Origin of the sequence: Psychrobacter lutiphocae DSM 21542 (assembly GCF_000382145.1) — a bacterium.
In the GTDB taxonomy this organism is placed as follows: Bacteria; Pseudomonadota; Gammaproteobacteria; order Pseudomonadales; family Moraxellaceae; genus Psychrobacter; species Psychrobacter lutiphocae.
In genome coordinates this window covers 1-12,325 of sequence record NZ_KB907652.1, presented here as the reverse complement: position 1 = coordinate 12,325, position 12,325 = coordinate 1, and the positions used below count along the sequence as shown (strand labels likewise).

The following is a 12,325-nucleotide window of genomic DNA, read 5'->3' as shown; positions in this document are numbered from 1 at the left end:
AGTAGCTCTTATTTGTTTTTGCTCTTTACTTGGTTTGCTATCTGTTTTGTATTTACTGAATTGTACCTACGCTTTGTTGGTACTGTATCTTTGTTGGTACTGTATTAGGTTTTTCGAGAGATAAAACCAAAGATAAATAAGATAACTGCTACCACTAAGAAGATATATGCAAAGCTTTTACTAACTCCTGCAATACCACTAAAACCAAATAAACTTGCGATTAATGCAATTACTGCGAAGATAATAGCCCATCTAAACATAGGTCTCTCCTTTTACAAATGTTAGTGTAAGGGTATTTTTGCTAAAGATGTTTTTGCTAAAGTTGTTTTTGTTAATAGAGTATAGAAACGAATAAAAAATGTTTGGGTAAGAAAATGTTGTCGCTTGATAAGAGTCTTGTTGCTTTCGTATAAAGCAGGTTTTGGATGTAAGTTGTTGTTAATATGCTGTACTAAATTATAGTCTACCAATATCATCATTCCCACAGTGATGTCATAGCCAATTTACTTGAAACCTGCTACGGTATTAACCGCTTACAATAAAATATTAATGAAAAATAACAGTAATTTGCGTCCACGTCACTCAGGTTTGGATAGCAAATAAAAAATACAGTATATAAAATAGAAAGTAAATAACAACATATACCACTACTAGAATACGAAGCCCTAACGCATGAAAAAGAAACTATCGTTACGCTTGATTTCCCCTTTTGTCGAGCCTTATGCCCGCTACCTAAATGCCAATATACTGCACGCCATTCGTCTTGGTGTCGCAGTAGTTGTCACCCTACTTTTTAGCCAATGGACTCAAATCCCACACTCAGAGTGGTCAACCATCACTGTCTTTATAATTTTGGGTTTATTGCAGTATCAAGGCGCTATTTATACCAAAGCCAAAGAACGTATTATAGGAACCTTACTAGGTATTGTGGTTGGTTTAGGTTTGATGTGGCTAGGACAAGATATCTTACAATCTTCAAATGTAGCATGGATTTATTATGTGCTGGTAGGCATCATCAGCTCGATTATTGGCTACTATTCAATTAAAAGGCTTGGTTATATAGGTATGCTTACTGGTATTACCATGAGTATGATTATCGCTAGTGATAACAGTGTTGGTCCTGATGGACTGGCTCGAGCCCTAAACGTGCTGATAGGGACGGTAATTGCTGTTCTTGCTACCTTAATTTTGCCGTTAAAGGCGACCTTAATGTGGCGCTTTTTATTAGCAAATAATTTGGAAGCCTGTGCCAATATGTATGATGGGGTAGAGTCCTATATTTCAGATCCCAGTTTAGACAATCGCTTTTCAGAATCTACCTCTGATGCAGCTACTGAGGAAGCTGCTACTGAAGATGAAAAGTCTAGCCAAAAGCACGTACAACTGGATCTTGGTGCTACCACAGTGACCGATCTAGATACGCCCTATGAAAAAAATCTAACCACCTATGTCAATAAAGACATGGTGGCGCAGTTTAAAGAAATTAATAAACGTTTACTACGGGTAAGAGGGCATATCGCTGCGACCGCCAGAGAGTCAGGTATGGATACACAGACGCTAGATATGATACAGCGCACACAACGCAATATCATTGGTACCATAGATTTATTGCTTAGCGCTGCCCCAAAGTTGGCTTACATCCCTATTGATGATGAAAATCGTATTTTGATGGATCATTATCACCGTGAGTTGACCCAAGCCATGCGCCATATTGCTGCCGTATTAAGAAGTCCTAGTGACGAGATGTTTAGACCCATAACTCGGATTCAAGTATCTGATTATCCAAGTATTTCTATGTTGGCTTTTGAGTGGCAAGGTTATTTTTGGCTAACCAATACTCTGCAGCGACAATTGCAAGGTTTAAGTGATTTATTGCAACAAAGTAAGGCTGAATGGTATAAAGGGTCGGGGCTTCGCTATCAACGTCAAGAGCAACGCCGTATTCATGCTTATGGCGGTGAAAGTGATTTAGATGTGTAGCGATTTATTAGGGAAATGAGATGCCACTACAATTATTATTATTTGCTGGATTTTCAGGAATTACGGTGTTTTTAGGTGGATTATTGGCTTATCAGTTTGATCATCATGTCAAGCAAAGCTTATTTAAAGACCAGTGTGTCCATACACTAATGTCTTTTGGTGCTGGTATTATTTTATCTGCCATTGCACTTGTTTTAATACCCAAAGGTTTGGAGCACTTAACAGTTTGGAGTATGGCTGGCTCTTTTTTGTTGGGTGCGGTGCTATTTATGGTGATAGATCGCCACTTAGCTAAAGCAGGTGGGCAGATGGCAACTTTGTTAGCGATGCTGATGGATTTTGTTCCAGAAGCCATTGCATTGGGTGCTGTATTTGCGGTAGATCCCTCGATGGCGATGCTATTGGCCTTGTTTATTGGTTTACAAAATCTACCAGAAGCATTTAATGCCTTTCGTGATTTGGTACAAACTGGCTTTCGTGTTAAAACCACCTTGATCATTTTTTTTGGGCTTAGTTTTTTTGGCATTATTGGCGCTATGTTAGGTCATTTCTTGTTGCGTGGTCATCCAGAGCTAACAGCACAGCTGATGGTGTTTGCTAGTGGCGGTATTTTGTACTTATTGATTCAAGATATCATACCTGAGAGTAAGTTAATCAATAACTATCTGATTTCATTTGGTGCAACCTTGGGGTTTTTGGTGGGTGTCATCGGTGAGATGTTGATTTAGTGTCCTTACAATAGATGAGCTTACAATAGATGAGTTTAAAAGAAGTGCTTTAAAAGGGGCGATAGGATGGATATAACTTATTTTCAACACAAGCAGCAACAAATTAATCGCTTTGTCACTGCGGCTAATACTTATCTTGGTAATGATCCGCTTTGTTACACTGGCAACTTTATTACTGGCCAGATCCACCGTCCCGACATGCTATTCGTCAGCATTAATCCGGGACATAGTAACAGAGAAGATTGGGGCGATATCGATGCGCGCCGAGCTCAAGCAGTGGTAAAAGATTTTGAGATCACTGGGTGTAAATATATCCATGATGTTGAACACGGTAGCCGTTATGCCAATCGTATCGTTGAAGTGATTTGTGGCGGAGAAATAGAGCGTTTAAAGAACTGTGCTGAAACCAGTTTCATTTCCTATTTTGCAGCACCGAAAGAAGAGGTATTACAAGCTCAACTTGCAGAATTACCTGATAAGATGCAAGACGAACATAAAACCCTCACTCAACTCGATATTGAACAGATTAATCCTAAACATATTATTTGTATGGGCTGGCGATCCTTTGATCGATTTTTAGAGCAGTATGGTGAAGGTCATGAAATCACAATTAAGCAATTACCTTTAATGGGCAAAATGGAAGCTTATTATGCTTATACTGAAGTCGCTGGTGTTCCCGTACATGGTTTGCGACATTTGTGCACCAAGTTGACGTTACCGATGCGTATTTGTTTGGGTGATATTTTTGACGATATTTGGGTTGACATCGGTACAATGGACAATGATTGAGGCCTATTACACGCCTTAGCATCAAGTGACTTTCGCTAGCATCAGGCAACTCTTCTTTGTGTCAACTAACTGTTGTTGTAGCCTTAAATGACTAAAAAGTAATGGTTATTGGTTTGTTTTTTATCCGAATATATTTATATGTAAACTACATAAATACAGATATAAATTTAGCTGTATTAACAAATTGAATATAAAGTCACTATTGAGTGATACATAGCTTCAGCTTATATTAGGCCGATATTGGGTAAGCCACATAAGCTATCAGGCAAAAGATTATCTAGCAGACAAGTATAAGTACAGATAAGTATAAGTAGTTGGCAGATAAGAGAGATAGTTGCCATCTAAATGGTTGTCAGTTAAATAGGTATAGGGTTTACTGTGATAAGCTAACATCATCAATCATGACCAGATGGCTAACATAAGCACAGCTCAGGAACTAAGGAGGATATGATGGATACTGCCACCAACAACACACTAAGCGCAACTATTGAAGCTCAAACCAAAGCGAAAGTCATGCCCCGCCACCCTGAGAGTCGATTAGTTCCAGACTGGCTGTTTTTATATGAAAAATTACCAGCCAGTGAATGGTACTCTTCAGATTACGCCTACAAAACATCAGGCTGGCTCAATGTGCATACCAATATTCGTAAGCGTCAGCGTATTCTAAGACAGTTGACAGAAGAATATCTGATGGGGGCGCTTAACTGGGAAAACTATCGATCACAAATACTGGAGCGTGTAGGGATGCATATTTTGAAGTTGCACCAGCATCATAGTGTAGAAGATCATGGTTTTTTTCCTGACTTTGTCAGCTCATACCCACAACTCAAAACAGGGTTTGAGATTCTTGAGCGTGATCATGTCAAATTAAATGCCATTTTAGATGAGTTGCAAGGTTTAAATGATGAATTGCTTAAAGCGAATATTGAAGATAAAGCGCTTGCAGATCGTGTGTATCAAAATCTAGTGACGGGTACCGAATTTTTATCACAACACTTAACGGATGAAGAGGACTTGGTGGTACCGATTTTGGCACTACGAGATGGTTAGTTTTAGAGGTTTAATTTGCGGTTATAGAAATAAGCATTTCTGAGCATTTTCTTAAACCCATCTATTAATTAAATAGCTTATATTTGATAGGGCTTATATTTAATTAGTAGGTGGGTTTTTTATCAGCTGCGCCAGTGGCTGTATGGCAAGTTGCATGGTTAAGACGAGTAGCTAGCCAAAACTAGATTAAATAAAAAATTGAATTGTTTTACTTAATATTCATCCTCTAATTATTAGTGTAATTTAACTTTAATTTTTTAGATGGTTTTTGTAATGGCTGTAAATTTGCTACGAGTTAATATTCTAATTTGTTGAAAATATGTAGTGACCCTTTATCCTCGATTGCGTCTTTTGATGGAGAGGAGTACTCTTTATTTAGCTTAATTCTGTATTGATTTTATGCCCAGTATACTCTGTTGGTGTGTATCAAATATACAGATCTACATGAACAAGATAAACAAATAATAAGTACAATCAGTAAATATAAATACAAGTAAAAATATCCAATATATAAAAACAACTATTTTCATAATAAATGGGTTTATTGAACAGTCACTTGCTAATTAGCTGCTTGTCAACCATTAAGTTGCCAGCTAAGCCAGTGACTAGCTAATCATAGATACGACATGACATGACTTAATAGGCTTTATGTTACGTTGGATACCTTAATTTAGACAGCTTTTACTCAATGATTTCTTTAGAATTTATCGTTCAATAGACCCTAAAGGGGCTAGATTATGAGTGAAAAACAACAATTAATGACACCCAAAGCATTTATTAATAATGTCTTGGTAGGTATGAGTATTGGTATCGTAGTGGCACTAATACCTTGGGCATTATTAGGGAATCTGAGTGAAGCTTTAATACCTCACTTCGCTGTTGCAGAAGATATTTTGGCAATGGTCACTCTGGCTATGTCATTACTACCAATGGTGATTGGTGTCTGTATCGGCATGTCATTTAAATTCACCCCAATTCAGACCAGCTCTATTGGTATTGCTACTGTCGTTGGCTCAGGGGTGGCCACCTTAACAGAGAGTGGCGGCTTTTTATTATCTGGTACTGGTGATGTGATTAATGCGGGTATTACAGCCGCCGTTGCATCACTAATAGTAATGGTCTTAGGTGATCGCTTAAAAGCCTATACTATATTGCTGATTCCGATTATTGTTATCATTGCTGCTGGAGGGTTGGGCTTGGTGACCTTACCTTTTATCCAAGAAATCACCACCCTCCTTGGTCGTTTCGTAGAGCAGTTAACAACGTTACAACCAGTGTTGATGGGTATCACAATAGCGGTTCTATTTGCTTTAATTATGATGTCACCGATATCCACTGTGGGTATAGCCGTGGCTATTAGTCTGGCAGGTATTGGCTCAGGTGCTGCTAATTTAGGTATTACCGCTGCAGGGTTTGGTCTCGCCATTATGGGCTGGAACGTTAATTCATTAGGAACTTCATTTGCCCATATTCTAGGTTCGCCTAAGATACAGATGGCAAACTTTGTTAACAAACCTCTTATTGCACTACCAGTAGTATTAAATGCAGCCATATTAGGCGCATTTGCAGGGCTATTTGGCATATCAGGCACACCAATCAGTGCAGGCTTTGGTTTTGCTGGATTTATTGGTCCATTATCTGCGTTTAATACAATGGAAGGTGGCTTTTCTAGCTTACACAATATCATTGTGATTACGTTGGCATTTTTTGTTGCTCCTATCGTACTTGGCATAGGATTCAAACTATTATTCACTAAGCTAATACCCATAGTCACAGAAAAAAACTACGAAATAAAATTTGAGTAGCTTTTATTTAAACTAAGATAATCGAATAAACATACAGATAACTAATAATACCTCACTCTCAACTTATTACAATTCATTGTAGGCTGGTGCTTTTAGCCCAGCCAAATGTATTTATTAAGCGAATATGCTGGGCTAAAGCCACAGCCTACGCAAAGTGTTGAGAGTGGGGTAATCATAGAAATTAAAAACAAATAAGGTGATAAAGTCATGAAAGTTATTGCATACAGTGTACGTCCTGATGAAGAAAAAAGCTTTAAAAAACATAGTGATGCGATGGGTGTGGAGATGACCATCGTACACGATATGCTAACTCCAGATAACGCAGCCTTGGTAAAAGGGCATGATGCAGTGACCTTTCTTGGTAACGATATCGTAAACGAAGAGACTTTAAAAATTATCAAGCAGCAAGGGGTTACTTATCTATCTTCACGAGCGGCAGGCACCAATAATATTGATATTGATAGCGCCAAACAACTGGGCTTAAAGGTGGCAAATGTTGCCCGTTACTCACCCTATGCGATTGCTGAGTTTACTCTAACCCTTGCCTTTACAATGCTTCGGAATTTGCCACGAGCTTTAAAGCGTATTCAAGCACAAAATTACAGTTTGGCAGGTTTAATCGGCGAAGAAATGCGCTTTCAAACCGTTGGTGTTATTGGCACTGGTCGTATTGGATTAACGACAGCTCAGATATTCTCTGGGGTCTGTAAACGTGTTATTGCCCATGATATTTATGAAAACCCAGAAGCAAAAGACTTTTTGGAATATGTCGAATTTGATGAGCTATTAAAAGAGGCAGATATCATCGCTCTGCATTGTCCCTATACCAAGGAAAACCATCATCTTATTAACGCTGAAAAGCTTGCTTTGATGAAACAAGATGCCCTTTTGGTTAATACTGCACGAGGTGAGTTGGTCGATACTTCGGCGCTTATCGATGTGTTAAAGACAGGTAAGATTAAAGGGTATGCAGGCGATGTTTATGAAAAAGAAGTTGGCATCGTACACAGAGATCATACCAATAGCATCATACCTGATCCAATGTTTCTTGGCTTGATTAATATGCCTAATGTGTTATTCACTCCGCATTATGCGTTTTATACGGATGTGGCTGTGGATAACATGGTCGAATATGCGTTACAAAACTTGCGTCAATTTTATAACGGTGAGCCTTGTGATAATGAAATTGTGTAAAGCTATAATAAGCGCCATTACACGAATACGCTCTATTTGGATAGTCAAATAGAGCGTATTGGCTAATCGTTAAGTTGCCTTTTTAGTTGGATGTTTTTAGTTGGCGACTTCAATACCACTAATATTCTGAAAGCCTCTGGGTAGCTGCGTACCACGATTGCCACGCTTACCGGTGTAATTAGCTAAGTCCATTGGCTTTAAGGTCACATGGCGCTTGCCTGCAGTGATGGTCAAGCTGTTGCTATGGTGTAGCGCAATTACTGATAACACTTCTTCACCGTCTTTTAGATTAATCAGCTTATTGCCTTTACCTCGTTGCTGTTCAGGCAACTCATCAATGGCAAAAATCAATAGATAGCCGGCGGAAGTCACCACCGCAATTTGATCTTGCGCTGTGGCGTTAGCGGCATCTTCGTTGTCTGCCTCAGCTTCTGCATCTACCACATCAATATAAGCCACGTTTAACAGCTTACTGTCAGCACCGCCCAGATTAATGATGTTTTTACCTGCTTTTTGATTGGTATCTAAGCTGCCAAGGGTGTTGATAAAGCCATAGCCTTGCGAGCTGGCAAGAATGATGCGCTGATCATCGTCACCGGCAAGCAGCTGCTCAAAGCTGACACCAGCAGCCGGCTTTAACACACTGGTCAGCGGATCGCCTTGACCACGGGCGGACGCTAGGGTGTGTGCCTCGATGCTATAACTGCGCCCTGTGCTATCCATGATATATATCTTGGCATTGGATTTGCCGTGCACGTGCGCTTGATAGCTGTCACCCGAGCGATAGCTCATGCCGGCAGCGTCAACATCATGACCTTTGGCAGCACGGATCCAGCCTGCTTTTGATAAGATGGCAGTGATTGGCTCACTGGGTACCAAGTCAGATTCTTTTAGTGCGGTGGCTTCTTCACGTTCAACCACGGGCGACATACGATCATTGCCATGCTCTTTCATATCCGCTTCAAGCTCATCGATCATTAGCTTGGTCAGGCTAGAGGGGTTGTCGAGTAGCTCTTGGATGTGTGCACGTTCGGCTTCTAGCTCGTTTTGTTCACGTTTTAGTTCAATCTCTTCAAGCTTGGCAAGCTGACGTAAGCGAATATCCAAAATGGCGTTTGCTTGAGTTTCGGTCAGCTCGTAGCGGGTCATCAGCTCTTGTTTCGGGTCGTCCTCTTCACGAATGATACGGATGACTTCATCAATATTGAGATAAGCAATCAGTAAACCTGCCAAGATATGCAAGCGTTTTTCGATTTTATCCAAGCGGAACTGCAAGCGGCGAGTTACCACTTCACGGCGGCTTACCAGCCATTCGCTTAGTACTTCTTTTAGATTTTTCACCTGCGGCTTGCCGTTAAGGCCAATCATGTTCATATTGACCCGATAGCTGCTTTCTAGATCGGTACTGGCGAACAAGTGACTCATCACGCGATCGACATCGACTCGAGTTGAGCGCAGTTCTAGCACAATACGACACGCATTTTCATGATCCGACTCATCATGGATATCCACCACCCAAGGCAGTTTCTTATCCATCATCAATTTGGCAATCTGCTCTTGAATCTTGTTCCCCGATACTTGGTAGGGCAGGGCGTCGATGATGACCAGATTTTTCTCTTGTTTATCAACATGATAAACCGCTCGCATTTTATAGCTGCCACGCCCAGTCTCATACATTTGCTGTAATTCTTTTTTGGGCGTAATAATTTCAGCATAAGTTGGCAGATCTGGGGCAGGAATAGATTGGGTCAACTGTTTTACCGACAACTCTGGGTTTTTTAACAGTCGAATGGCAGCTCGCACCACTTCATTTAAGTTATGTGGTGGAATGTCGGTGGCCATCCCAACGGCGATACCTGTGGTGCCATTGAGCAAAATATTGGGCAAACGAGCGGGCAAAGTTACTGGTTCTTGCATCGAGCCATCGAAGTTGTCTTGCCAATCTACTGTCCCCTGACCTAGTTCAGCGAGCAAAGTATTGGCATAGGCCGACATTTTGGCTTCGGTATAGCGCATCGCGGCAAATGACTTGGGATCATCAGGGCTACCCCAGTTACCTTGACCAGTGATTAGTGGATAGCGATAACTAAAGGGCTGTGCCATCAATACCATCGCTTCATAACAGGCGGTGTCACCGTGCGGATGGTATTTACCCAGCACATCACCGACCGTACGCGCAGATTTTTTGGGTTTGGTAGTGGACTTCAGCCCAAGCTCGCTCATCGCATAAATAATACGGCGCTGTACGGGCTTTAAGCCATCAGCGATGTGCGGTAGTGCCCGATCCATAATGACGTACATGGCGTAGTTGAGATAAGCCTGCTCAGTAAATTCAGCCACTGATCGGGTATCCATGGCTTCATTTGGAATGACAGTTGAGCTTGGTGGCGTTGAGATATCAGACATAATAAGTGACTTTGCCTTGAAAAAGTAAGAAAAAACAGTCGCAGACAGCATCAATAATCGATGCAATAGTGCTCTATTATAGCTAAGCGTACGACAGCTAAGCGTACGACGCAATGTTTTTATAGTAATACCTCAATCTCGACTCTTGGTGTGGGCTGTGGCTTTAGCACAGCACTTTGAAAGAACTCATGTATTATTGGATTAATAACGCCAGCTTACAGTGAGTTTTTATAAGTTGAGAATGAGGCAGTAATACAAGCTAGTATAGCGTTTTAGAGCTTGTATCGTAACGGATATTGGTGGAATAAAAAAGCGCAGATAGCTTTTATACGTCAATTACTGACGTTTGTCTCTAGTTTTGACCTATATTTGTGATAAAACGACCCAAAAACAAGTCATAAGGTGACCATAGTTAAGGATACAGGGGATTGGCTGATATAATATTGAGTGTTGTAAAAGTAATCTAAACTACCAATCCTGTAAATAATAAATTATACAAGAACTTGCATGGTATGGTGTGATATCTGTTGCGTGTCACTGCGTTTTTTTTGGTTTAGGTGAAAAGATGGGCTTTGACGATAAATAGCGTGGAGTGTTTTACTTTCTTCATTGCGTGTGGTTATTTCAGCACTACGAATACCATGTGGATTGCCTGGTGGTAAGAAAATTTGAATAGTTTTAGCTTGTGATGACATAGGGTAACCTAAAGATGAGTTAGTCTTAACGACGATAAATACTAGCAAGAGTACGATGTGACCGCTAGCCCTGATAGTAGCGGTATCCTGACGCAGACAATGGCGATGCGGACTGTGGCGAGAGGTGGTGTCGAGGTAACAGCAACAACGCTCGCCACGATAGTCCGCACGCCATTGGCAAGACAGATACAAGCGGATAGCAGGAATAGCTACTGTTACAAAACATGAAGTAGCTGGGCTAAAGCCGCAGTCTATAATCCATTTAGTTTTAATTTGGCTATTTATTTACGATTCTTCCTCGCTCGCTTTTTACGCAGCTTTTTCTCTTCAATTTTCGCCAGTCGTTTTTCTTCGGCTTTGGCTCGTAGCGCCTCTACAAATTTATCTTCTTCGATACGCATGGCAGGGGTTTCTAAGGTGATGCGCCCTAAGGTGCCACTGCGAAGTTCGTTGATTAGGATTTCAGCCATACGGTAGGTATCTACCACGCCGCCTTTTTTGAGCAAGCCACGACTACGACCTGCCGCTTCAAAGAACTCCCAATCCGTATCAGGCAACTCGTTAAGTTTATAACGCTCTTTGAGCAGTTCTGGATAGGCTTTAATTAAATATTCAGCGGTAAAACTTGCGACATCCAAAAAGTCAAAGGCGGTGTCCTTGATACCACCTGTGGCTGCTAATCGGTAGCCTGAATTTGGGTTTTCAATCTTGGGCCAGAGCATGCCAGGGGTGTCATAAAGCATGATGTCGTTGTCAATTTTAATCAGCTGCTGCGATTTGGTGACCGCTGGCTCGTCACCAGTTTTGGCGATGCTACGTCCTGCTAGGCTATTGATTAAGGTTGATTTTCCGACATTGGGGATACCCATGATCAGCACTTTAATCTGGCGACCAGTGCCGACTTTGTTTGGCATTAGCGCTTTACACATCTGTACGATGCGTTTGACGTCATTGGCTTTGTTGTCATCGCAAGCAATGGCTTGAACTTGGCTGTTTTGCTCTAACTCATCAATCCAAGCTTGGGTCAGATCAGGGTCTGCCAAGTCTGCTTTGTTTAAGATTTTTATCACTGGCTTTTGGATGCCATGCTCATTGCTGCGTAGGGCAGCGACCATCGGGTTTTCGCTACTAAATGGAATGCGGGCATCGATAACTTCAATCACCACGTCCATATCGGGCATGATATCGCGGATTTCGTTACGGGCTTTGTTCATGTGACCCGGGAACCACTGGATGGTATTGGGCTGTTGTAGGTTGTATTGGCTCATTGGATGTTTCACTTAAATTTAACGGAATTCGATTAATCCTAATTCTACACCATTCTACTAGCAATAAGGGCGGTGGTTGGTTATTAAGCTATCATAGACAAGCAACGTACATCGTTAGCGATTTTGTCTAAGCTGGCTTCTAATACCAAACCCAATAATTAAAGTTGAGCCCAAGCACGAGTGGTTAAAGTGCGAATTCTTTGTGGCTGTTTGAGCAGATTATTCCAAGCCAAACAAGCGGCATCAACAATAGCTTCATAGCTTTCATAACAGCGATTAGATAACTCATTTTGCTTCAGGTACTGCCATACGTTCTCAGAGGGGTTAAGCTCAGGTGAATACGGTGGTAATTTAAGCATAGTGACATTCCCCTGATTCAAGCTTGGTTGATGCCATAATGCACCGTCCAT

At 41.1% G+C, this 12,325-nt stretch carries 12 protein-coding genes; 7 read left to right on the top strand and 5 right to left on the bottom strand.

The genetic code is table 11. The annotated features are described in order from the left end of the window. Nucleotides 1-104 precede the first annotated feature (104 nt). On the bottom strand, nt 105-260 hold the full coding sequence (locus H140_RS15580) for a DUF1328 domain-containing protein (RefSeq protein WP_019673628.1): 156 nt from the start codon (nt 258-260) through the stop codon (nt 105-107). Nucleotides 261-672: 412 nt separating this feature from the next. Between H140_RS15580 and H140_RS0110560 the strand changes: the two genes are divergently transcribed. The 6 genes from H140_RS0110560 (at nt 673) to H140_RS0110535 (ending at nt 7,546) form a co-directional block, all read left to right on the top strand. Continuing rightward, the gene (locus H140_RS0110560; RefSeq protein WP_019673627.1) at nt 673-1,980 is read left to right on the top strand and encodes an FUSC family protein; all 1,308 of its coding nucleotides are present in this window, start codon (nt 673-675) and stop codon (nt 1,978-1,980) included. 20 nt (nt 1,981-2,000) lie between these two features. Beyond that, nucleotides 2,001-2,708 carry a ZIP family metal transporter gene (locus H140_RS0110555; RefSeq protein ID WP_019673626.1) on the top strand — a complete coding sequence of 236 codons (708 nt, stop codon included), beginning with the start codon at nt 2,001-2,003 and terminating at the stop codon, nt 2,706-2,708. A gap of 66 nt (nt 2,709-2,774) precedes the next feature. Then, entirely contained in the window at nt 2,775-3,497 is a 723-nt protein-coding gene (locus tag H140_RS0110550) for a hypothetical protein (RefSeq protein ID WP_019673625.1), read from the top strand. Nucleotides 3,498-3,947: 450 nt separating this feature from the next. After that, nucleotides 3,948-4,547: a hemerythrin domain-containing protein gene (locus tag H140_RS0110545; RefSeq protein ID WP_019673624.1), complete on the top strand. Its 600-nt coding sequence runs from the start codon at nt 3,948-3,950 to the stop codon at nt 4,545-4,547. Nucleotides 4,548-5,284: 737 nt separating this feature from the next. Further along, nucleotides 5,285-6,352: a PTS transporter subunit IIC gene (locus H140_RS0110540; protein WP_019673623.1), complete on the top strand. Its 1,068-nt coding sequence runs from the start codon at nt 5,285-5,287 to the stop codon at nt 6,350-6,352. Nucleotides 6,353-6,559: 207 nt separating this feature from the next. After that, nucleotides 6,560-7,546 (top strand): NAD(P)-dependent oxidoreductase, encoded by a 987-nt coding sequence (locus H140_RS0110535; protein ID WP_019673622.1) that lies wholly within the window; start codon nt 6,560-6,562, stop codon nt 7,544-7,546. Nucleotides 7,547-7,642: 96 nt separating this feature from the next. Here the strand turns inward: H140_RS0110535 and parC are convergent, their stop codons facing one another. Both parC and H140_RS0110525 read right to left on the bottom strand, forming a co-directional pair. Then, nucleotides 7,643-9,952, bottom strand: a complete 2,310-nt coding sequence (gene parC / locus H140_RS0110530) for a DNA topoisomerase IV subunit A (RefSeq protein WP_019673621.1) — start codon at nt 9,950-9,952, stop codon at nt 7,643-7,645. 491 nt (nt 9,953-10,443) lie between these two features. Beyond that, nucleotides 10,444-10,647: a hypothetical protein gene (locus H140_RS0110525; protein ID WP_019673620.1), complete on the bottom strand. Its 204-nt coding sequence runs from the start codon at nt 10,645-10,647 to the stop codon at nt 10,444-10,446. A gap of 57 nt (nt 10,648-10,704) precedes the next feature. Here H140_RS0110525 and H140_RS16140 point away from each other — a divergent pair, with 57 nt between their 5' ends. After that, the gene (locus H140_RS16140) at nt 10,705-10,875 is read left to right on the top strand and encodes a hypothetical protein (RefSeq protein ID WP_156819160.1); all 171 of its coding nucleotides are present in this window, start codon (nt 10,705-10,707) and stop codon (nt 10,873-10,875) included. A 53-nt stretch (nt 10,876-10,928) separates the two neighbouring features. Here H140_RS16140 and ylqF read toward each other — a convergent pair whose 3' ends face one another. Beyond that, nucleotides 10,929-11,915 (bottom strand): ribosome biogenesis GTPase YlqF, encoded by a 987-nt coding sequence (gene ylqF, locus H140_RS0110520; protein WP_019673619.1) that lies wholly within the window; start codon nt 11,913-11,915, stop codon nt 10,929-10,931. A 158-nt stretch (nt 11,916-12,073) separates the two neighbouring features. Continuing rightward, nucleotides 12,074-12,325 (bottom strand): transposase (locus H140_RS0110515; RefSeq protein ID WP_019673618.1); only part of this gene is annotated, 252 nt, incomplete at its 5' end.